The following is a 19,708-nucleotide window of genomic DNA, read 5'->3' as shown; positions in this document are numbered from 1 at the left end:
CGCTAGTGTACCACCGTGCTCTTGCCGGCAGCGACCGCCCCACGCGGCGCGACTGGCGGCAAGGCGAAACTGGCCTGGAGCCTGAGAGGCTGGGCAGCTCCCAGGATGCGTACCGGTATAACCCATAACGGCATAGTGAAACAGCGATGAGACAGTTACTGGCAAGCCTGGCAATTACCCTCGGCGCCGTTGGCGTCGCCCATGCCGACCTGGAAGCAGACGCCGACGCTGCCGCCGGTCGCGAGAAAGCCCAAAGCTGTGCGGCCTGCCATGGCCAGAACGGCATCAGCTCCGCGCCCTCGTTCCCGCACCTCGCCGGGCAACAGATGAGCTATATCGCCAAGCAGATCATCGAGATCCGCGACGGCGATCGACTGGTGCCGGAAATGGCCGGTCAGGTCGACGACTTCTCCGACCAGGACGCCTGGGACGTGGCCGCCTACTATGCCCAGCAGGATGCCAACATCGGCCAGGCCGATCCGGACGAGGAACCGCTGATGCGCGGCCAGGAGCTCTATCGCGCCGGCGACATGGCCAAGGGAATACCCGCCTGCGCAGCCTGTCACGGACCGACCGGTACCGGCATCAACACCGCTATCTATCCGGGGCTCTCCGGCCAGTTCCCCCAGTACATCGTGTCCACGCTGCAGGATTTCGCCTCCGGCGAGCGTACCAACGATCCGAGCAACATGATGGGCGATATCGCCGCCAAGATGAGCGATACCGACATGCAGGCCGTCGCCAACTACATCCACGGCCTGCACTGAGCGTAGCACCGCGGACCTCGCCGGCTCCGGCTGGCACGGAAGGCGGCCTCTGGCCGCCTTCGCCGTTTTGGACCGCCAACCGCACCGGGAACCGGGAGCGGTTCGTGCGCTCAAAGTGAGCGATACATCCGTTCTTGCTGACAAAGCCGCTACTTACAGGCGATCTTTCAAGGAGCCTCACCCCATGTTCAAGCCCTTCCGTATTTTGCAGTCAGCCGCCTTCGCCGTGGCCGGCCTGGGTCTGGCGACGCTGGCCGTTGCCGACAACCTGGTCGAGGGCCAGCACTACGAGAAGCTGCCGGAGCCCGTCCAGACCCAGGCCGAGGGGGACCAGGTCGAGGTGACCGAGGTGTTCTGGTACGGCTGCCCGCACTGCTACAACCTGCAGAGCAGCGTCACCGACTGGTACGAGACTCTGGACGACGACGTGAGGGTCGTGCACATGCCGGCTACCATGGGCGGCGACTGGAACACCCATGCGGCGTTGTTCTATGCCGCCGAAGCGCTGGGCATTCGCGAAGAAGCGCATGCCGACATCTTCAACGCCATCCACGAAGAGGGACAGCGCCTCAACAATGCCGACAGCATCGCCCGCTTCCTCAGCCAGTACGGCGTCAGCGAGGACGAGGCCCGCCAGGCGCTGGATGCCTTCGGCGTCAAGTCGCAGGTCAACCAGGCCCACGCGCGCATGCGCACCATGCGCCTGATGGGCGTGCCGGCACTGGTCGTCGACGGCCGCTACCTGGTGACCCCAAGCAGCGCCGGCAGCTTGGAGAACATGCCGCAGATCGCCGATGCACTGATCGAGCGCGTGCGTCAGGAGCGCGAAGACTGACCGTGTCCGCAGAGCATTCGCACCTGGTCGACGCCAGGACCCCGACCCTGGAAGGTGGGCACCTCAAGCTGCTCACCTTCAACATGCAGGTAGGCATCCAGACGTCGGCCTACCACCACTACCTGACCCGAAGTTGGCAGCACCTGCTGCCGCATCCACAGCGGATACGGCGGCTGGACATGGTCAGCAACGTGCTGAGTCGCTTCGATATCGTCGGCCTGCAGGAGGTCGACGGCGGCAGTTTTCGCTCGAGCCACGTCAACCAGATCGAGTACCTGGCGACTCGCGGCGGTTTTCCGCATCACTACCAACAGCTCAACCGCAACCTGGGCCGCTTCGCCCAGCACAGCAACGGACTGCTATCGCGCCTCGCGCCGACCCAGGTCGAGGAGCATCGCCTGCCCGGCACTCTGCCCGGGCGCGGCGCCATTCATGTCCGCTATGGCGACGGCCCCGATGCGCTGCACCTGTTCGTCGCCCACCTGGCCCTGAGCCATCGGGCGCGAGTACGCCAGTTGGACTATCTCAGCGAGATCATCCAACCGCTGCAGCACGTGGTGGTCATGGGCGATCTCAACTGCACGCCGGACCAGTTGCATACCCACACCCGCTTCTGCGCTTCGCTGCCATTGCATCCGGTGCGCCCGCTGCTCAGCTACCCTTCCTGGCAGCCGCGCCGCGCGCTGGATCACATCCTGATCTCCAGCTCGCTCCAAGCCCAGGACGTGCGCGTTCTCGATCACCTGTTCTCCGACCATCTGCCGATCGCCGTCGATGTGGCACTGCCCCCGGCCTGCCTGACGGTGCTCAGCGAACTGCGCAAGCGGCAGAACCTGTAGCGTAGGCGGCAAACGCAGGGCCCACGTCGCCCGGGCGGGCGTTGAGGTCCAGAGATGACGCCCGCCGCGTAATCGGCGATGATGCGGTCCCTGATTTGCTTCGACACGAGACCCCACCATGCAAACCGCGAACCGCGAACCGGTCCTGCTCGCATGGCTCGACGGCTTTACCGAGGTCGTGGGCCGCTCCATCGCCTGGCTGGTGATCATCATGATGACGGTACAGTTCGTCATCGTGGTCATGCGCTACGCCTTCAGCCTGCACAGCGTGGTCATGCAGGAATCGGTCATGTACATGCACGCCATGGTGTTCATGCTAGGGGCCGCCTGGACGTTGCGCCACGACGGCCATGTCCGCGTCGACATCTTCTACCGCAGGCTCTCCGACCGCGGACGCGCCTGGATCGACCTGCTGGGCACGCTATTCCTGCTGTTTCCGGTGGTGCTGTTCATTGCCATCTCGAGCTTCGGCTACGTAAGAAGCAGTTGGGCCATTCTAGAGCGCTCGCCGGACGGCGGCATTCCCGGCGTCTTTCTGCTCAAGTCGCTGATCCTTTTGATGATGGCGCTGCTGCTGCTGCAGGGCGTGGCCCAGGTGCTTCGCCAGGTGCTGATCTTGCGCGGCAAGGCGCCGGGCAACACCCCCAACCACGATGAGGTGGTGTGACGTGGAAGCCCTGCTCGAATTCATGCCACTGTTCCTGTTCCTCACCGTCTGTGCGGTGCTGATGCTCGGCTATCCGGTTGCCCTGGCCCTGGCCGGCACTGCGCTGATCTTTGCCGGGCTCGGCCACCTCCTCGTGCAGATGGGCGTGCCGGTGCCCTTCGAGGCGCGCATGATGGGCGCCATGCCCAATCGCCTCTACGGCATCATGACCAACCAGACGCTGCTGGCCGTGCCGCTTTTCGTGCTGATGGGAGTGCTGCTGGAGAAGTCGCGGGTAGCCGAGACTCTGCTCGATGCCATGGCGCTGCTGTTCGGCAACCTGCGTGGGGGGCTCGGCATCTCGGTGATCCTGGTCGGCATGCTGCTGGCCGCCTCCACCGGCATCGTCGGTGCCACCGTGGTCACCATGGGCCTGCTGTCGTTGCCGACGATGCTCAAGCGCGGCTATTCGCCGGCGCTGGCCACCGGCAGCATTTGTGCCACTGGCACCCTGGGCCAGATCATCCCGCCGTCCATTGCCCTGGTGCTGCTCGGCGACGTGCTGTCCAACGCCTACCAGCGCGCCCAGCTCGCCATGGGCGTGTGGAGTCCCAAGACCGTGTCGGTGGGCGACCTGTTCGTCGGCGCCCTGATCCCCGGCCTGCTGTTGGTGGTGGTCTACATCCTCTACCTGCTGGCGGTCGCCTGGTGGAAGCCCGAAAGCGCCCCGCCCGCCGACCGGGACGCGCTGAAGCAGGAGCTCGGTCACACCGGCAGCCTGTGGCCGCTTCTGGTCAAGGGTCTGATTCCCCCGGTACTGCTGATCGTGGCCGTGCTCGGCTCGATCCTCGGTGGCTTCGCCACGCCCACCGAGGCCTCGGCGGTGGGCGCCATGGGCGCCTTCCTGCTGGCACTGGCCAACCGCAGGTTGGACTTGCCCATGCTGCGCGAGGTGGTCCAGACCACGGCCAAGGTCACCAGCATGGTGTTCCTGATCCTGATCGGCGCGGCACTGTTCTCGCTGGTGTTTCGCGCCTACGGCGGCGAGGAGCTGGTCACGGAGCTGTTCGCGGCCCTGCCCGGCGGCGTGGTTGGCGCAACCCTGGTGGTCATGCTGGTGATCTTCCTGCTTGGCTTCATTCTCGACTTCATCGAGATCACCTTCGTGGTGGTGCCGATCGTCGGTCCGGTGCTGCTGATGATGGGTCTCGACCCGATCTGGCTCGGCATCATGATCGCGGTGAACCTGCAGACCTCGTTCTTGACGCCACCGTTCGGCTTCGCGCTGTTCTACCTGCGCGGCGTGACGCCCGACTCGGTGCCGACCTCGGCGATCTACCGCGGCGTGATTCCGTTCATCCTGCTACAGCTCGGCATGCTGGTGGCGTTGGCCCTGTTCCCGGGGCTGGCGACCTGGCTGCCGTCCGTTTTATAGGTTCAGCTGCACAGGGGGGCCAGCCACGCCTGGGCCAGATGGAGCACCACGACGTAGCGCATCCCCTTGGCCAGAGTGATCAGCAGGATGGCCCGCCACCAGGGCAGGCGGAAGATGCCGGCCAATACGGTGAGCGGGTCGCCGATCACCGGCGCCCAGGAGAGCAACAGGCTCCACTCGCCGAAGCGATGATACCAGCGCTCGGCCCGAGCCAGCCCCCGAGGCGAGGCGGGAAACCAGCGGCGGTCCTGGAAGCGGCGTGCATAGCGCCCCATCCAGACGTTGACCAGGCTGCCCAGGGTATTCCCGAAGGTGGCGACCAGCCACAGTGCAAGCGCCGGCTCGCCCAGGCACCACAGTCGCGCCAGCCAAACCTCGGAGCCACCCGGCAGCAGGGTGGCACTGACCAGCGCCACCACGAACAGGCTCAGCATCCAGCGCCTCCCACCCATGTATTCGCTTGCGAGACGACGCCGCCATGACGCACGACCGCCCCATTCCCAACGTCCTCACCATCGCCGGTTCCGATCCCAGCGGAGGCGCCGGCATTCAGGCCGATCTCAAGACCTTCTCGGCGCTGGGTGCCTATGGTACCAGCGCCGTCACTGCGCTGACCGCCCAGAACACCCGCGGTGTGCGTGGCGTGCACCCGGTGCCGGTGGAATTCATCCGGCTACAGCTCGACACCCTGCTCGACGACGTGGAAATCGATGCGGTGAAGATCGGCATGGTGGCCAGCCGCGAGGTGGCCGAGGCGATCCGCGACACCTTGCAGGCCAGGCGGCCGCGCTGGATCGTGCTCGATCCGGTCATGGTCGCCAAGAGCGGCGACGTACTGGTCGACGATGTGGGCATCGCGGCGGTGCGCGAGGTGCTGGTGCCGCTGGCCGACCTGATCACGCCCAACCTGCCCGAGGCCGCGGTGCTGTTGGGCGATGCCGAGCCACGCACGCGCGACGAGATGGTGGCCATGGCGCCCAGGCTGGCAGCGCTGCGCGCCGGCGCCACGCTGCTCAAGGGCGGGCACCTCGGCGGCGAGAGCTGTCCCGACCTGCTGATCTCGCATGGCGCCTCGCAGTGGATCGAAGGCACCCGCATCGGCACTTCCAACCTCCACGGTACCGGCTGCTCGCTCTCCTCGGCCATCACTGCCCGCCTGGCGCTGGGCGACACTCTGCCGCAGGCGGTGACAACGGCCAAGCAGTGGCTGGAAGTGGCGCTGACCGAGAGCCGCCGGCTCGACGTCGGCCGGGGCCACGGGCCGGTGCACCATTTTCATCGCTGGTGGTAGCGAAACGCTCCTTGCACCCTGGCCAAGTGCCACCCATGCTGAAGTCTGTCCTGCCAGGCTCATCCGCAACGGAGAGACGTCATGACCCAGACCCTGCTGTTCGCCTGCGACCTCTCGGCCGAGAATCGCGCCGCCTTCGCTCGGGCCATCCGCCTGGCGAACGAGAGCGGTGCACGCCTGGACGTCATCCACGTCCTCGACCCCTACCTTCCCCGGCGGGTGCTGCACGATCTGGAAGAGGCCGTGGTGGCCGACATGCAGGTCATCCTCACCGACGTACGCGAAGACTATGCGTTGCCGGAGCCGAGCGTGATGCTGCAGACGGTGGCCGGCGTCACCTACGCCGAGATCATCCGTGAGGCACACGACCGCGAGGTCGACATGATCGTGCTCGGCTCCCACCGCAAGCGCGGCCAGCCCGACCTGGTCGCCGGCACCACCCTCGCCCGCGTGCTGCGCAGCGCGCCCTGCCCGGTGCTGTCGGTGACCCAGCCGGCCAGCCGCGACTGGCAGGAGATCCTGGTGCCAGTGGACTTCTCGCTGCCCAGCCGCAATACCCTGCGCGAGGTACTCAAGCGCTTTCCCGAAGCCCATCTGACGCTGCTGCATGCCTGGGACATTCCCGGCCAGCGTGAGCTGGGCTCCGACAGTGACTTCGCCCGCTGGCGCGACCGTGAGGTGGAGCGCCTGCGCTGCCAGCTCGAGCGCGAAACCGATCAACTGATGGGCGAGCTCGGCAGCGTGCCGGAGGTGGAGCTGGTGCTCGAGCAGGGCGACCCGCTGGAAGTGCTGGTCACGCGGCTGCGACGCCAGCCGCCCGATCTGCTGGCGCTGAGCTGTCGCGGCCAGTTGGGGCGCCAGAGCCCGATCACCGAGGCGCTACTCGCCGAGCCGCATTGTGACATCATGTTGTGCCGCGCCTGGTAAAGAGGGTGCCTACAAACTACTGCGTGATACTCTTCCCGGCGTAGTCACAGTGGGGAGGAGAATCGCCGCATGAAGGCCCTGATACAGCGCGTGCGCCGCGCCAGCGTCACGGTGGATGAACGAACGGTGGGCGCCATCGATCACGGCCTGCTGGCCCTGGTGGGAGTGGAGAAGGGCGATGACGAGGCCGCCGCCGAGCGGCTATTGCACAAACTGCTGCGCTATCGGGTGTTCAGCGACGAGGCGGGCAAGATGAACCTCGATCTGCAGCAGGTCGATGGCGGGCTGCTGCTGGTGTCGCAGTTCACCCTGGCCGCCGATACCCGCAAGGGGCTGCGGCCAAGCTTCTCCAGCGCCGCGCCGCCGGCCGACGGCGAGCGGCTGTTCCACTACCTGCTCGAGCGCGCCCGGACGGCCTGGCCCCGGGTCGAGAGCGGCGAGTTCGCCGCCAACATGCAGGTCGAGCTGATCAACGACGGTCCGGTGACCTTCCTGCTGGAGAGTTGAAAGGGAAGAGGGAAGAGGGAAGAGGGAAGAGGGAAGAGGGAAGAGGGAAGGCAATCTTTGGCTCCAGCTTTTCATCTTCAAGGCGCGAAGCGCCGGTCTTCCCTCTTCGAGCGGCGTAGCCGCGTCTTACGTCTCCGAGCGAAGCTCGGCTTCCTCCATCGCCTCGAGCGCTTCCTCGGCGGCCAGCCACTCGGCTTCCAACTCTTCCAGTCGCGACTTCAGCTCGCCCTGACGAGCCAGTCGCTCGGTGAGCTCGGCCTTGCGCCCCGGGTCGGTGTAGAGCTCGGCCTCGCCCAGCGCCTCCTCCAGCGCGGCGAGCTCCGCCTGGGCCTTCTCCATCGCCTGCTCGGCGCGGTCACGCGCCTTCTTCAGCGGGCGCAGCTTCTCGCGCAGCTCGGCGGCGGCACGGCGGGTGGCCCTGCGGTCCTCCTTCGGCGCGGCACCCTCCGCCTGGCGCTCGGCCTTGTCGGCCCGCGCCTCGCGCCGCTCGCCCTCCAGCCGCGCCTTGAGCCAGGCGCGGTAGTCCTCCAGGTCGCCGTCGAAGGGCTCGACGCGGTGGTCGGCCACCTTCCAGAATTCATCGACGGTGGCTCGCAGCAGATGGCGGTCGTGCGAGACCAGGATCACCGTGCCCTCGAAACTGGCCAGGGCCTCGGTAAGCGCCTCACGCATCTCCAGGTCGAGGTGGTTGGTGGGCTCGTCGAGCAGCAGCAGGTTGGGCTTGCGCCAGGCCACCAGCGCGAGTGCCAGGCGCGCCTTCTCGCCGCCGGAGAAGCGCCCCACCTCGCCGAAGGCATCGTCGCCCTGGAAGCCGAAGCCGCCGAGGAAGTTGCGGATCGCCTGGTCGCTGGCGGTGGGCGAAAGCCGCTGCACGTGCATGAACGGCGTCGCCGCCATGTCGAGCCCTTCGAGCTGGTGCTGGGCGAAGTAGCCGACGCTGAGATGCTCGCCCGGCACGCGTTTGCCCGCCAGCAGCGGCAGCGCACCGGTCAGCGACTTGATCAAGGTCGACTTGCCGGCCCCGTTGGGTCCCAGCAGGCCGATGCGCTGCCCCGGGAGCAGGGTCAGCTTGACCTCGTCGAGCTGGACGTTTTCCGCCCCGGGCTCCCCTCTCGAGTCATCGCGATAGCCGAGCCGCGCCCGGTCCAGCACCAGCAGCGGATGCGAGGTCTTGTCCGAGGCCGGAATGGTGAAGTGGAAGGGTGAATCGGCATGGGCGACGGCGATGTCGCCCATGCGCTCGAGCATCTTCAGCCGGCTCTGGGCCTGGCGCGCCTTGCTCGCCTTGGCCTTGAAGCGCGCCACGAAGCGCTCGATCTCCTCGCGCCGGGCCTGCTGCTTGGCCGCCTCGGCCTGCTGCAACGCCAGCTTCTCGGCGCGAGTGCGCTCGAAGGTGGAGTAGTTGCCGCGATAGAGCACCAGCCGGCGACGCTCGAAGTGCACGATGTGGTCGCACACGGCATCGAGGAAGTCGCGGTCGTGGGAGATCAACAGCAGGGTACCGGGGTAGCGCGTAAGCCACTGCTCCAGCCACAGCAGAGCATCGAGGTCCAGGTGGTTGGTGGGTTCGTCGAGCAGCAGCAGGTCCGAGGGCATGAACAGGGTGCGCGCCAGGTTGGCGCGCATGCGCCAACCGCCGGAAAACGCCGACAGCGGCCGCATGAGGTCGGCCTGGGCGAAGCCCAGCCCGATCAGCAGCTGAGCGGCACGCGCCGGGGCGCTGTAGCCGTCCAGCGCCTCGATGCGGCCGTGCAGCTCGGCCTCGCGGTGGTCGTCGCCACACTCGCGGGCGGCTTCCAGCGCCGCCTCGGTGGCTCGCAGCTCGCGGTCGCCGTCGAGCACGTAGTCGACAATGGCGCGTTCCAGCGCCTCGACCTCCTGGGCCATGTGGGCGATACGCTGCCCGCCGCTCATCTCGATCTCGCCGCGGTCGGGGGCCAGCCCGCCCAACAGCAGGCCGAACAGGCTGGACTTGCCGGCGCCATTGGGGCCGACGATGCCGGCCTTGTGACCGGCATGCAGGGTCAGCTCGGCGTCCTCGAGCAGGGTCTGGGTGCCGCGTTGCAGGGCAACCTGGCGCAGTGCGATCATGCAGGCTCCAACTGGCAGGAAAGGTGACGCCGCCGCACAGGGCTCGGCTAGCAAGGCCCGGCCGGCGACGATCGGATCATGAACGACGATTCTAGCGCAACGACCGCCGCTCTGCGGACCGGGCTGACGACCGATCCGCTGTGGGATTTCGCCCTGGCTTTCTACGGCCGTCCCGGGGTGGAGCCGGCCTGCCTGCGGCTGCAGGACGAGGCGAGCATCGACGTGTGCGAGCTGCTCTGGCACTGCTGGCTATACCGCCACCGCCTGGTACTGGCCCACGAGCCGCCCGGGCTTGCGGCCATTCGCCGCTGGCAGCGGGATGTCACGCTGCCGCTACGCAGCCTGCGCCGCCAGCTCAAGGCCGAGGCCTCGCCTGGTGCCGGCGTCGCCGAGGTACGCCGGAAGATCCAGCAGGCCGAGCTGGCCGCCGAACGCGAGACCCTTCAACGGCTGCAACGCCTCGCCGAGCAGACCGAGGGGTTGGCGGCGCTCCCCAGGGCAGCCCCAAGTCTCGAAATTTACCTTGCAAGTCGCTGGAAATTACAGAAAAAAGTGCAACTTTTGGCAGTTCAAACCCTCGAATGCCAGCTTGACCCTCTTTAAGGGGCACGCTAGCCTGAAAAAAGCTGTGCAGTCATTTTAGGCTGCCTGACGCCTGCTGATGTCGCTTTTTTCACGGGCCCAACCTGCGAGGAGAATACAATAATGAAGGCAACCAAGCTGTTGACCACTGCCAGTATCGGCGCAATGCTGTTCGGCATGTCGGCTGCCGCCTATTCCGATAACTGGCGCTATGCGCATGAGGAATTCGAGGGTGACGTTCAGGACGTATTTGCCGTCGCCTTCAAGGAATACATCGAGGAAAACTCCGACCACACCGTTCAGATTTACCGCTTCGGCGAGCTGGGTGAATCCGACGATATCATGGAGCAGACCCAGGCCGGCATCCTGCAGTTCGTCAACCAGTCGCCCGGCTTCACCGGCGCACTGATTCCCGAAGCCCAGATCTTCTTCATTCCCTATCTGCTGCCGACCGACGAAGAAACCGTGCTTCAGTTCTTCGACGAGAGCGTGGCGATCAACGAGACGTTCCCGGAACTCTACGCCGAGCAGGGTCTCGAGCTGCTCAAGATGTACCCGGAAGGCGAGATGGTCGTGACCGTGGACGAGCCGGTCCGCACCCCGGAAGACCTGCGCGGCAAGAACATCCGCACCATGACCAACCCGCTGCTCTCCGAGACCTACCGCGCCTTCGGTGCCACGCCGACCCCACTGCCCTGGGGCGAGGTGTACGGCGGCCTGCAAACCGGCATCATCCAGGGCCAGGAGAACCCGATCTTCTGGATCGAGTCCGGCGGTCTCTACGAGGTGTCTCCGCACCTGGTCTTCACCGGGCATGGCTGGTTCACCACCGCGATGATGGCCAACCAGGACTTCTTCGACGGCCTCTCCGAAGAGGATCAGCAACTGGTGCTTGACGCGGCCGATGCGGCCTACGAGCACATCATCGAGCACATCTCCGGCCTGGCCGAGGAGTCACTCGAGAAGATCCAGGAGGCCTCCGGCGAGGTCACCGTGACCCGCCTCGACGAGGACGAGATCCAGGCCTTCCGCGAGCGTGCGCCGCAGGTCGAGGAACGCTTCATCGATATGACCGGCGATCGCGGTCGCGAACTGCTCGAGCAGTTCAAGGCCGACCTGGAAGCCGTATCCGGCGAGTAAGCCCCGGGCCACTCACCGTGAACGCATGAAGGGGTAGCCGGTCGGCTGCCCCTTCGTGTTTCCGGCCCGAGCGCTCCCGGCCAAACAGCGTTGAAGCCGGTGCGTTATTGCCGGCCTCATGTTGCTTACCCTGTGCGAGGGAATCGCGCTTTACCCATTTGCAGGGCAGCCCCCCAGGAGACCTGGTCGCATGACAGAAGAAGATTCGGAAAAGAACTACCGTTCCACCCTCCCCGGCCCACTCGGCGTCGTCGATACCTGGATCAGCCGCACCGAGTCGGCGATCATGGCACTGGGCGTGATCCTGATGGCGGTGAACACCGTAGCCAACGTGATCAGCCGCTTCGCCTTCGGTGAGAGTCTGCATTTTTCCGAGGAGATCAACCGCATCCTGATCGTGATGATCACCTTTGCCGGGCTCGGCTATGCCGCTCGTCACGGTCGGCACATTCGCATGTCGGCGATCTACGATGCCCTGCCCACCGGCGGTCGGCGCTGGCTGATGATTGCGATCTGCCTGTTCACCTCACTGGTGATGTTCGTGCTCTGCTACTTCTCGATCGGCTATATCCAGACCCTTTATGGCCGCGGCCGCGTGCTGCCCTCACTGAGCATCCCGGTCTGGACCGTCTATCTCTGGGTGCCCGTCGGCTTCACCATCACCGGCATTCAGTATCTGCTTACCGCCTTCAAGAATCTCACCTCCCGTGACGTCTATCTGTCGACCCATGTGATCGACGGCTACAAGGATACCGAAACGGAAGTCTGACGCAGGGCATGAGGAACAATCACCATGACAGCCATCATTCTCTCCATCATGATCGTGCTCCTGCTGCTGGGATTTCCGATGATGATCCCGCTGGCGACGGCAGCCTTCGTCGGCTTCTACATGACCTTCGGTGGTCTCGGGCAGATGGAAACCCTCATCCAGCAGATGATGGGGGGCATACGTCCCACAGCGCTGATCGCCGTGCCGATGTTCATCCTGGCCGCCGACATCATGACCCGCGGGCAGTCGGCCGGTCGCCTGATCGACATGGTCATGAGCTTCGTCGGCCACATCAAGGGCGGCCTGGCCGTCAGCACCGCCGCTTCCTGCACCCTGTTCGGCGCCGTCTCGGGCTCGACCCAGGCCACCGTGGTGGCGGTGGGCTCGCCGCTGCGGCCGCGCATGCTCAAGGCCGGCTACAAGGATTCCTTCACCCTGGCGCTGATCATCAACTCCAGCGATATCGCCTTCCTGATTCCGCCGAGCATCGGCATGATCATCTACGGCGTCATCTCGGGTACCTCGATCGGCGAACTGTTCATCGCCGGCATTGGCCCCGGCCTGCTGATTCTGGCCATGTTCTCGGTCTACTGCGTGATCTACGCCATCGTGCACAAGGTGCCGACCGAGCCCAAGTCGAGCTGGAAGGAACGAACCCTCGCCGTACGCGATGCGCTATGGCCGCTGGGCTTTCCCGTACTGATCGTGGGCGGTATCTACGGTGGCATCTTCAGTCCCACCGAGGCCGCCGCGGCGTGCGTGTTGTATGCGGTGCTGCTCGAGTTCGTGATCTTCCGCTCGCTGAAGCTTCCGGACATGTACGCCATCGCCAAGTCCACCGGCTTGATCACCGCGGTGGTATTCATCCTGGTGGCGGTCGGCAACGGCTTCTCCTGGATCATCTCCTTTGCCCAGATCCCCCAGACACTGCTGGCGGCGTTCGGCATCAACGAGGCGGGGCCGATCGGCGTACTGGTCGCCATTTCAGTGGCCTTCTTCATCGCCTGTATGTTCGTCGACCCGATCGTGGTGATCTTGGTGCTGACGCCGATCTTCGCTCCGGCGATCGCCGCCTCGGGGCTCGACCCGGTGCTGGTCGGGGTACTGATCACGCTGCAGGTGGCGATAGGCTCGGCCACGCCACCCTTCGGCTGCGACATCTTCACCGCCATCGCCATCTTCAAGCGACCCTACTGGGAGGTGATACGCGGCACGCCCCCCTTCATCTTCATGCTGATCCTGTCGGCGGCGCTGATCATCATGTTCCCGCAGATCGCCCTGTTCCTGCGTGACATGGCCTACCTGTGACGCCAGTCGCACGATGCAGAGGAGACGCTGACATGTTCAATCGCATACTGGTGCCGGTGGACGGTTCGAAGGGCGCCCTCAAGGCGCTGGAGAAGGCCGTGGGCCTGCATCTGCTGACCGGCGCCGAACTCTATATCCTGTGCGTGTTCAAGCACCACAGCCTGCTGGAGGCATCGCTCTCCATGGTGCGCTCGGAGAAGCTCGACATTCCCGACGATGCCCTCAAGGAGTACGCCACCGAGATCGCCGTGCACGCCAAGAGCGAAGCGGTCGAACTGGGGGCCGACCCCGCCCGGCTACGCGCCTTCGTCAAGGGCGGGCGCCCTTCGCGCACCATCGTACGCTTCGCGCGCAAGCGGGAGTGCGACCTGATCGTGATCGGCGCCCAGGGCACCAACGGCGAGAAGAGCCTGCTGCTGGGCAGCGTGGCGCAGCGTGTCGCGGGCTCGGCGCACTGCCCCACGCTGGTGGTATGAGCCGCGGGGCCGGCGCCGTACCGCGGGTGCGGAACCGGCCCCACCCTGATAGAGTCCGAGTACTGTTGCACGCCGCTCAATGACTAATCGATAGGACTCTGCATGAAGACACTGCTGACATCCGCCTCCTTGGTTGCCCTGGTGGCTGCGCCGCCGTGGGTACTGGCCGCACCGGAGACAGAGGACGAGCGTCTCAGCTACAGCCTGGGCGTCGCCTACGGCCAAAGCATTGCTCAGGAGTATCCCAACCTCGACGTCGAGGCCTTCACCGACGCCATTCGCGACCTTATCGAAGGCAACGACCTGGCCATGGAGGCCGACGACATGGCCGCGACCCTGAGCAAGTTCCAGCAGGATGCGCTGGCCGCACGCCAGGCCGAGGCCGAGGAAATGGCCGAGCACAATCTCACCGAAGGGCAGGCCTTCCTGAGCGAGAACGCCGAGCGCGAGGAAGTCACCACGACCGATTCGGGGCTGCAGTACGAGGTGCTGGAAAATGGCGATGGCGACAGCCCCGGCCCCAGTTCCCACGTCGAAGTGCACTACGAGGGTACCCTGGTCGACGGTACGGTATTCGACAGCTCCTTCGAACGCGGCCAGCCGCTGAGCTTCCGTGTGGACCAAGTGATCGAAGGCTGGCAGGAAGCGCTGCAACTGATGAGCGTGGGCGACACCTGGATGCTGTTCATCCCCCCCGAGCTCGGCTACGGCGCCCAGGGCCAGGGTCCCATCGGCCCCAACGAGACGTTGATCTTCCGTGTCGAACTGCTCGATGTCATGGAATGAAACCTGCCGCATGAAAGCCTTGGCCTTGTTGGCCGCCGGACTGCTGCTGAGCCACGGCGCCCAAGCGGAGACTCTATTGCCCGAGCTGCCCCGGCTCGCTGTCGAGCCAAGCGCGACCAGTGTGATCGGCGTCTCCTCGGGAGGCTACATGGCCGCTCAATTGGCCGTGGCCTGGCCGGAACGCTTCCAGGGCGTGGCCGTACTCGCCGCAGGCCCGTGGAGCTGCGCCCAGGGCGGCCTGGGCCAAGCGCTTGGCCAGTGCATGGCGACACGTCGCGGGCCACCTGACCTTGCCAGCCTGGACGTGCGCCTGCGCGACTACCAGGCGCGTGGCTTGGTGGGCGGGAGCGAAGCACTTGCCGCGCTGCGTGCCTTCGTCTGGCACGGGGACGAGGACAGCGTGGTGGATCCCTCGCTCGGCCTGGCACTGGCCGAGCAGTTAGGCGAATGGCTGGCAAACCCCGAGGAACAGCTCAAGGTGGTTCGCTCCCCCGGCGTCGGCCACGGCTGGCCCATCGAGGCCGATGAGCGAATTCCGCCAAGCCAGTTGGCCCAGTGCCGCACCGGCGGCGGTACCCATATGCTGGCCTGCGGCCTGGATATCGCGGGCGAGGCGCTGGCGTGGCTGCATGGACCGCAGGAGCCTGCGCAAGCCACGTCGTTGGCCCAGTTGCTGCGCTTCGACCAGGCTCCATTCGACGCCCGCGGCCTGGGCGATGCCGGCTACGTGCTGGTTCCGAAGGGCTGCGAGGCGGGAGGCTGCGGCCTGACCGTGGCGCTGCACGGCTGCAGCATGACCGAGGAGCAGATCGACGAAGCCTTCGTACGCTACAGCGGCCTCAACGAATGGGCCGCGGCCAACCGTCGCGTCGTGCTCTATCCCCAGGCCACCAGTAGCCTGGCCAATCCCCAGGGTTGCTGGGACTGGTGGGGCTTTGCCGAGAGCACCTGGCAGCTCGACCCGTTGCACGACACCCGGGAAGGCGTCCAGGTCCAAGCGCTGATGGCCATGATCGAACGACTCGGGGAAGCCCCCGAGGAGTAGGACCTGAACCGTGCAGGTAAAAAGCGGGGCGAGCGCCGAAGCTCGCCCCGCTATCCGTCGAGTTGTTGCTCCAATGCAGAGCGTAGCGGATGCGGCGTCGGCGAGTAGAGCACCCGCTGCAAGATCGTGCCGTGGCGGTCGACCAAATAGATCGATGAGCTGTGGTCGATGGTGTACTCCATCGCCGAGTCGGGCGTTTCCACTCGCCGCCAGATGACCCCGTACCGGGCAGCCAGCTCCTCGAGCTGTGCCTGGCTGCCGGTAGCGCCGATGAAGTCGTCGCCGAAATAGCCCACGTATTCCGTCAGGCGCTCCAGCGTATCGCGCTCTGGATCCACGGAGATCAGTACCGGCACCACCCGTTGCCGCTGTTCGTCGTCCAGCCCCTGCATGACCTGACGCATCACGGCCATGCTCATCGGGCAGACGTCCGGGCAGTAGGTGTAGCCGAAGAACAGTACCGCCAGCTGGTCACCCTCGAGCTGGGTCAGCGAAAAATCGCCCTGAGTCGAGGGCAGCTCCACCGGGCCGCCCTTCGGGCTGCCGTCGTCGGCCTGCTGGAACTGCTGGAAACCGACCAGTCCGCCGAGGCCCACCACGATCACCAGTGCGCCCAATACCACCCAGATACGTTGCCGCTTCATGGCGAACTCCGCTCCACCGTGAAATCGAATCGGCTGCCCAACCGGCCCTCCGCAGTCTCCACCACGACCTGGGCCTGCCAGGGCATGACCGACTCGGTGCAGATCGGCACTTGGCCAATCCCCTCGAAATGACCATTATCCTGCTTGCTCAAGGGGAAGCGATGCAAGCCCATGTCCATGTCACGTCCGACGAAGTCGACGCTGACCGACCGCGCCTCCACGCCCTCCACCCGGACCGTCAGCGGCAGCAACTCCAGGGCATGGATACCGTCGGAGGCGGCGACGCTCAGGGTTAGCGCACGCCCCTCGCCAAGACTGGCGCTACAACCGGCCTGGTGCAGTTCGCAGGGCAGCGTGGCGAGATGCCAGTCGACATCGCCGTCACCACGCACCAAGTGCGACAGCAGATACCACAACGCCACGCTGAGCGTCAGCAGCGTGGCAAGCATCATCAGGCGAAGCCCCGGAAAGCGGGATTCGCCGGCTTCGGGCAGGGAGGGCGAGGGCATGTGGCGAACGCAGCACTTCACTGGACAGCGATAAAGGGTAAGCTTAACAGCATTTGCCTACCGGCCTGGCGTGTACCGTTGTCGCAGGGTTAAACGGTCGCAGCGGCCTGGCCAAAGCCATAAGGATAGCGAGATGGAAGGCGTCACCAATGCCCTGGGTCCCCTGTTCCTGCTGATACTGCTCGGCGCCGTCCTGGGACGATTGCGCCAGCCGGACGGTAACTTCTGGATACAGCTCGAGAAAGTCATCTACTTTCTGCTCTTTCCCGCCATGCTGGTCGCTACCCTGGCGACCGCCAATGTCGGCGAGGTTCCGGTGGTTCGTCTGGCGCTCGCCCTGCTCGGCGGCATGCTGGCATTCGCCGGGCTGCTGTGGGCCGTACAGCGCAGGCTGGGCCTGGAGCCGGCCGCCTTCACTTCGGTTTTTCAGGGCGCTCTGCGCTTTAACACCTATGTCGGCGTGGCTGGCGCAGCCGCCCTGCATGGCACCGCCGGCGCCACGGTAGCGGCGGTCGCCGTGGCGCTGATGGTGCCGATGGTCAACGTGCTGTGCGTCGCCAGCTTCATCGCCGCCGGCACGCTCGGCCCCTCGAGCCTGGGCAAGAGCCTGGCAGCCCTGGGGCGCAACCCGCTGATCCTCGCCTGCCTGGCCGGCATCGGCCTCAACCTCTCGGGCATCGGCCTGCCCGGCTGGAGCGGCTCCGCCGTGGAATTGCTGGGCCGCGCCGCCCTGCCGCTCGGGCTGGTCGCAGTGGGCGTCGCCCTGCGCCCCCAGGCGCTGCTGCGGGTAGATCGCGGGGTGTGGGCTTCCAACCTGGTCAAACTGGTGTTGATGCCAGCCCTGGTGTTCGCCGCGGCGCTACTGCTGGGTCTGGATGCCGTGAGTCGCGACGTGGCCCTGCTGTTCGCCGCCCTGCCTACCGCCACCTCGGCCTATATCCTGGCTCGTCAGTTGGGCGGCGACGCCGAGCTGATGGCCGCCCTGATCACCGGCCAGACGCTGCTCGCCATGGCGACCCTGCCCCTATGGCTGCATCTTGCCGGGAGCTGAAATAAAAAAAATTCGCATTCGTGTTGACAGAGAGAATGAGAATGACTTACATTGAAGACGTGGTGTTGATGAGACACCACGGCCATTAGGGGAACCGCCAGTTTCCCGCTATGGTTTCTCCCCCTCATTGCTAGTCACGGTCTTGCCTGCGCCTCCCCTGGAGGCGCTTTTTTTGTTCAAAGAAACACATCTTCCTCATTGCTTCCCAATCATCCCGTCGCTGCACCGCGCCAGGGGCCGCGTCCGCGTAGCCGCTCGCGCAGCAGTTCAGCCAGGGCCTGGGCGGCGGGTCGCGAACCCGGCTCGATGGTACGAGCGAAGTGCAGCCGTGCCTCGCAGCGACCGAGAGCGGGCAGCCCTTCGGCCTCGCCCAGTTCACGCATGGCGGGGGTCAGACGTTCGCGGTCGAGCACACTGACCGCCAGCCCCGTCTCCACCGCGCGTTCGATAGTATGGATGCTGGTACTGGTGAACAGCGCGTGCCAGGGCCTGCCCAGTCGCTCCAAGGCTTCAGTGGCCAATGCCCGGTAGGGACAGTCGACCTCGTGCAGGGCCAGCGGCAGGCTCTCCCGCTCGGCCAGGTTGGCGGCACGCGGCGCGGCCCATACCGGCGTGGTGCGCCACAGCGGCTCGCCGCCGGGCAGTGCGATGGGCCGGTCCAGCACCACTGCCAAGTCCAGCCGCGAGCGCTCCAACTGCCGCACCAGCTCACCGCTGGTGGCCGTCACCGCCTGCAGCAGTACCTCGGGGTGGCGCGAGGTGAACTCGGGCAATACATCGCCGAGCAGCTCGCGGGCGTAATCCTCGGGCAGGCCGAAGCGCACCTTTCCCCGCAGCCCGCGCCCAGCATAGCGGGCCAGGATTCCATCGTGCATGCGCAACAGTTCCCGCGCCTCCTGCAGCAGTGCCTCCCCGGCGGTAGTCGGCACCACGCCACGCGGGCCACGTTCCAGCAGGCGGACATCGAGCAACGACTCGAGGCGCTTGATCTGCATGCTGATGGCGCTGACGGTGCGGTGCCGCTGCTCGGCCGCCGCCGCCAGTGAGCCGAGCTGGGCCGCAGCCTGGAAACTGCGCAGCAGTTCGAGATCCAGCGTTGCCGGCAAGGCTTCAGTCATATTGAACTCTGCCTACAAAATATATCGCTTTATTGAAGCCGGGATGACCGTCAAGCTCAAGCACCGTCATCGAGAAGGAGCACGACGATGCCAGCACAAGTCCCCACACTACTGATAGCCGCCGGCTTCGTGGTGTGCTGGAGTTCGGGCTTCGTCGGCGGCCGGCTGGCCAGCGAGTTCGGCACACCGGTACTCGACCTGTTCGCCTGGCGCTTCCTGCTCGCCGCGCTGCTGGTGGCACTGTGGTGTCGCCTGACGCTTGGCGCGCTTCCGGCAATACGCGACATGAGACGGGAGATGCTCGTGGGCAGCCTGACCATGGGCGGCTATCTGCTAGGGGTGATCGTAGCCATCGATCTCGGCGTCAGCGCCGGCATCACGGCGCTGATCGCAGCTCTGCAGCCGCTGTTGGCGGCAGCCCTGGCCGGACGTTGGCTGGGCGAGCGCCTGGGCACATACGGCTGGTTGGGGATGGTGCTGGCCACCCTGGGCGTGGCGCTGTGCGTGGGTGACGACATGCAGCGCTCGCTGGCTGCGCCGGGCTGGGCCTACCTGCTGCCGCTGCTATCGGTCGCGGCAGTGACGCTCGGCAGCCTGCTGGCGGTGCGCCAGCCTTCGGTACTGCCGCTGCCGGTAGCACTGCTGGCCCAGTTGCTCGCGGCCGGCGGCATCTTCCTGGTTGCCGCCTGGGCAATGGGGGGCGGCAAGCTGACCGCTCCCGGCTTCGAACCTGCCGTGCTGGTGACCATGAGCTGGCTAGTGGTGCTGTCGAGCCTCGGGGGCTACGGTTTCTTCGTTGCCAGCCTACGCCGGCTGGGGGTCACGCTGACCTCGGCGTTAGTGCATCTGACGCCGGGAGTGACACTGCTGTGGGCCGCGGCGATGTTCGGTGAACGCCTCGGCCCCACCGGTCTTGCGGGAATGGCGCTCGCCGGGGCAGGC

At 66.0% G+C, this 19,708-nt stretch carries 21 protein-coding genes and 1 pseudogene; 17 read left to right on the top strand and 5 right to left on the bottom strand.

The genetic code is table 11. The features are described from left to right. Positions 1-146: 146 nt before the first annotated feature. The 5 genes from HOP51_RS01780 to HOP51_RS01760 all read left to right on the top strand — a co-directional run bounded on the left by HOP51_RS01780 (position 147) and on the right by HOP51_RS01760 (position 4,522). Complete coding sequence (locus HOP51_RS01780; RefSeq protein ID WP_234272220.1) at positions 147-767, top strand: c-type cytochrome; 621 nt, start codon at positions 147-149, stop codon at positions 765-767. Between the two features lie 184 nt (positions 768-951). After that, positions 952-1,602 carry a thiol:disulfide interchange protein DsbA/DsbL gene (locus tag HOP51_RS01775; RefSeq protein WP_234272219.1) on the top strand — a complete coding sequence of 217 codons (651 nt, stop codon included), beginning with the start codon at positions 952-954 and terminating at the stop codon, positions 1,600-1,602. Positions 1,603-1,685: 83 nt separating this feature from the next. Further along, the gene (locus HOP51_RS01770; protein ID WP_234272254.1) at positions 1,686-2,441 is read left to right on the top strand and encodes an endonuclease/exonuclease/phosphatase family protein; all 756 of its coding nucleotides are present in this window, start codon (positions 1,686-1,688) and stop codon (positions 2,439-2,441) included. 118 nt (positions 2,442-2,559) lie between these two features. Next, on the top strand, positions 2,560-3,108 hold the full coding sequence (locus HOP51_RS01765; protein WP_234272218.1) for a TRAP transporter small permease subunit: 549 nt from the start codon (positions 2,560-2,562) through the stop codon (positions 3,106-3,108). 10 nt (positions 3,109-3,118) lie between these two features. Beyond that, complete coding sequence (locus HOP51_RS01760) at positions 3,119-4,522, top strand: TRAP transporter large permease (protein ID WP_234272253.1); 1,404 nt, start codon at positions 3,119-3,121, stop codon at positions 4,520-4,522. Positions 4,523-4,524: 2 nt separating this feature from the next. On the opposite strand, the gene HOP51_RS01755 is transcribed toward HOP51_RS01760, so the two are convergent. After that, entirely contained in the window at positions 4,525-4,956 is a 432-nt protein-coding gene (locus tag HOP51_RS01755; RefSeq protein ID WP_234272217.1) for a YqaA family protein, read from the bottom strand. A 44-nt stretch (positions 4,957-5,000) separates the two neighbouring features. Between HOP51_RS01755 and thiD the strand changes: the two genes are divergently transcribed. From thiD to dtd, 3 genes are all read left to right on the top strand, one after another. Then, a complete protein-coding gene (thiD, locus tag HOP51_RS01750; protein WP_234272216.1) occupies positions 5,001-5,813 on the top strand; it encodes a bifunctional hydroxymethylpyrimidine kinase/phosphomethylpyrimidine kinase in 813 nt (270 codons plus the stop codon). 81 nt (positions 5,814-5,894) lie between these two features. After that, positions 5,895-6,740: a universal stress protein gene (locus tag HOP51_RS01745; protein ID WP_234272215.1), complete on the top strand. Its 846-nt coding sequence runs from the start codon at positions 5,895-5,897 to the stop codon at positions 6,738-6,740. Between the two features lie 69 nt (positions 6,741-6,809). Continuing rightward, complete coding sequence (gene dtd / locus HOP51_RS01740; protein ID WP_234272214.1) at positions 6,810-7,247, top strand: D-aminoacyl-tRNA deacylase; 438 nt, start codon at positions 6,810-6,812, stop codon at positions 7,245-7,247. A gap of 126 nt (positions 7,248-7,373) precedes the next feature. Here dtd and HOP51_RS01735 read toward each other — a convergent pair whose 3' ends face one another. Further along, a complete protein-coding gene (locus tag HOP51_RS01735) occupies positions 7,374-9,338 on the bottom strand; it encodes an ABC-F family ATP-binding cassette domain-containing protein (protein WP_234272213.1) in 1,965 nt (654 codons plus the stop codon). Between the two features lie 78 nt (positions 9,339-9,416). Here HOP51_RS01735 and HOP51_RS01730 point away from each other — a divergent pair, with 78 nt between their 5' ends. The 7 genes from HOP51_RS01730 (at position 9,417) to HOP51_RS01700 (ending at position 15,444) form a co-directional block, all read left to right on the top strand. Continuing rightward, a complete protein-coding gene (locus HOP51_RS01730) occupies positions 9,417-9,941 on the top strand; it encodes a TIGR02444 family protein (RefSeq protein ID WP_234272212.1) in 525 nt (174 codons plus the stop codon). A 102-nt stretch (positions 9,942-10,043) separates the two neighbouring features. Further along, entirely contained in the window at positions 10,044-11,060 is a 1,017-nt protein-coding gene (locus tag HOP51_RS01725) for a TRAP transporter substrate-binding protein (RefSeq protein WP_234272211.1), read from the top strand. A gap of 190 nt (positions 11,061-11,250) precedes the next feature. Further along, the gene (locus HOP51_RS01720) at positions 11,251-11,829 is read left to right on the top strand and encodes a TRAP transporter small permease (protein WP_234272210.1); all 579 of its coding nucleotides are present in this window, start codon (positions 11,251-11,253) and stop codon (positions 11,827-11,829) included. A 24-nt stretch (positions 11,830-11,853) separates the two neighbouring features. Then, the gene (locus tag HOP51_RS01715) at positions 11,854-13,137 is read left to right on the top strand and encodes a TRAP transporter large permease (protein WP_234272209.1); all 1,284 of its coding nucleotides are present in this window, start codon (positions 11,854-11,856) and stop codon (positions 13,135-13,137) included. A gap of 32 nt (positions 13,138-13,169) precedes the next feature. Beyond that, complete coding sequence (locus HOP51_RS01710; protein WP_234272208.1) at positions 13,170-13,613, top strand: universal stress protein; 444 nt, start codon at positions 13,170-13,172, stop codon at positions 13,611-13,613. A 102-nt stretch (positions 13,614-13,715) separates the two neighbouring features. After that, positions 13,716-14,399 (top strand): FKBP-type peptidyl-prolyl cis-trans isomerase, encoded by a 684-nt coding sequence (locus HOP51_RS01705; protein ID WP_234272207.1) that lies wholly within the window; start codon positions 13,716-13,718, stop codon positions 14,397-14,399. 10 nt (positions 14,400-14,409) lie between these two features. Next, entirely contained in the window at positions 14,410-15,444 is a 1,035-nt protein-coding gene (locus tag HOP51_RS01700) for a PHB depolymerase family esterase (RefSeq protein WP_234272206.1), read from the top strand. Positions 15,445-15,494: 50 nt separating this feature from the next. On the opposite strand, the gene HOP51_RS01695 is transcribed toward HOP51_RS01700, so the two are convergent. Beyond that, positions 15,495-16,088, bottom strand: a complete 594-nt coding sequence (locus tag HOP51_RS01695) for an SCO family protein (protein WP_234272205.1) — start codon at positions 16,086-16,088, stop codon at positions 15,495-15,497. Next, the gene (locus tag HOP51_RS01690; RefSeq protein WP_234272204.1) at positions 16,085-16,597 is read right to left on the bottom strand and encodes a hypothetical protein; all 513 of its coding nucleotides are present in this window, start codon (positions 16,595-16,597) and stop codon (positions 16,085-16,087) included. The genes HOP51_RS01695 and HOP51_RS01690 overlap by 4 nt, the downstream gene beginning before the upstream one ends. 133 nt (positions 16,598-16,730) lie before the next feature. On the opposite strand from HOP51_RS01690, the gene HOP51_RS01685 reads away from it, so the two are divergent. Next, positions 16,731-17,648: an AEC family transporter gene (locus HOP51_RS01685; protein WP_234272203.1), complete on the top strand. Its 918-nt coding sequence runs from the start codon at positions 16,731-16,733 to the stop codon at positions 17,646-17,648. A gap of 209 nt (positions 17,649-17,857) precedes the next feature. Here HOP51_RS01685 and HOP51_RS01680 read toward each other — a convergent pair whose 3' ends face one another. Further along, on the bottom strand, positions 17,858-18,766 hold the full coding sequence (locus HOP51_RS01680; protein WP_234272202.1) for a LysR family transcriptional regulator: 909 nt from the start codon (positions 18,764-18,766) through the stop codon (positions 17,858-17,860). An 87-nt stretch (positions 18,767-18,853) separates the two neighbouring features. Between HOP51_RS01680 and HOP51_RS01675 the strand changes: the two are divergent. Beyond that, positions 18,854-19,708 (top strand): annotated as a pseudogene (locus HOP51_RS01675) (DMT family transporter); the annotation flags it as partial.

The organism is Billgrantia zhangzhouensis, assembly GCF_021404465.1.
Lineage (GTDB): Bacteria > Pseudomonadota > Gammaproteobacteria > Pseudomonadales > Halomonadaceae > Halomonas > Halomonas zhangzhouensis.
The sequence above is the reverse complement of the archived record's forward strand: the minus strand, read 5'-3'. Positions and strand labels throughout refer to the sequence as shown.

Coding starts and splice junctions, on each gene's coding strand:
- HOP51_RS01780 (WP_234272220.1), top strand. CDS start 147: ATGAGACAGTTACTGGCAAGCCTGGCAATTACCCTCGGCGCCGTTGGC.
- HOP51_RS01775 (WP_234272219.1), top strand. CDS start 952: ATGTTCAAGCCCTTCCGTATTTTGCAGTCAGCCGCCTTCGCCGTGGCC.
- HOP51_RS01770 (WP_234272254.1), top strand. CDS start 1,686: ATGCAGGTAGGCATCCAGACGTCGGCCTACCACCACTACCTGACCCGA.
- HOP51_RS01765 (WP_234272218.1), top strand. CDS start 2,560: ATGCAAACCGCGAACCGCGAACCGGTCCTGCTCGCATGGCTCGACGGC.
- HOP51_RS01755 (WP_234272217.1), bottom strand. CDS start 4,956: ATGCTGAGCCTGTTCGTGGTGGCGCTGGTCAGTGCCACCCTGCTGCCG.
- thiD (WP_234272216.1), top strand. CDS start 5,001: ATGACGCACGACCGCCCCATTCCCAACGTCCTCACCATCGCCGGTTCC.
- HOP51_RS01745 (WP_234272215.1), top strand. CDS start 5,895: ATGACCCAGACCCTGCTGTTCGCCTGCGACCTCTCGGCCGAGAATCGC.
- dtd (WP_234272214.1), top strand. CDS start 6,810: ATGAAGGCCCTGATACAGCGCGTGCGCCGCGCCAGCGTCACGGTGGAT.
- HOP51_RS01735 (WP_234272213.1), bottom strand. CDS start 9,338: ATGATCGCACTGCGCCAGGTTGCCCTGCAACGCGGCACCCAGACCCTG.
- HOP51_RS01730 (WP_234272212.1), top strand. CDS start 9,417: ATGAACGACGATTCTAGCGCAACGACCGCCGCTCTGCGGACCGGGCTG.
- HOP51_RS01725 (WP_234272211.1), top strand. CDS start 10,044: ATGAAGGCAACCAAGCTGTTGACCACTGCCAGTATCGGCGCAATGCTG.
- HOP51_RS01720 (WP_234272210.1), top strand. CDS start 11,251: ATGACAGAAGAAGATTCGGAAAAGAACTACCGTTCCACCCTCCCCGGC.
- HOP51_RS01715 (WP_234272209.1), top strand. CDS start 11,854: ATGACAGCCATCATTCTCTCCATCATGATCGTGCTCCTGCTGCTGGGA.
- HOP51_RS01710 (WP_234272208.1), top strand. CDS start 13,170: ATGTTCAATCGCATACTGGTGCCGGTGGACGGTTCGAAGGGCGCCCTC.
- HOP51_RS01705 (WP_234272207.1), top strand. CDS start 13,716: ATGAAGACACTGCTGACATCCGCCTCCTTGGTTGCCCTGGTGGCTGCG.
- HOP51_RS01700 (WP_234272206.1), top strand. CDS start 14,410: ATGAAAGCCTTGGCCTTGTTGGCCGCCGGACTGCTGCTGAGCCACGGC.
- HOP51_RS01695 (WP_234272205.1), bottom strand. CDS start 16,088: ATGAAGCGGCAACGTATCTGGGTGGTATTGGGCGCACTGGTGATCGTG.
- HOP51_RS01690 (WP_234272204.1), bottom strand. CDS start 16,597: ATGCCCTCGCCCTCCCTGCCCGAAGCCGGCGAATCCCGCTTTCCGGGG.
- HOP51_RS01685 (WP_234272203.1), top strand. CDS start 16,731: ATGGAAGGCGTCACCAATGCCCTGGGTCCCCTGTTCCTGCTGATACTG.
- HOP51_RS01680 (WP_234272202.1), bottom strand. CDS start 18,766: ATGACTGAAGCCTTGCCGGCAACGCTGGATCTCGAACTGCTGCGCAGT.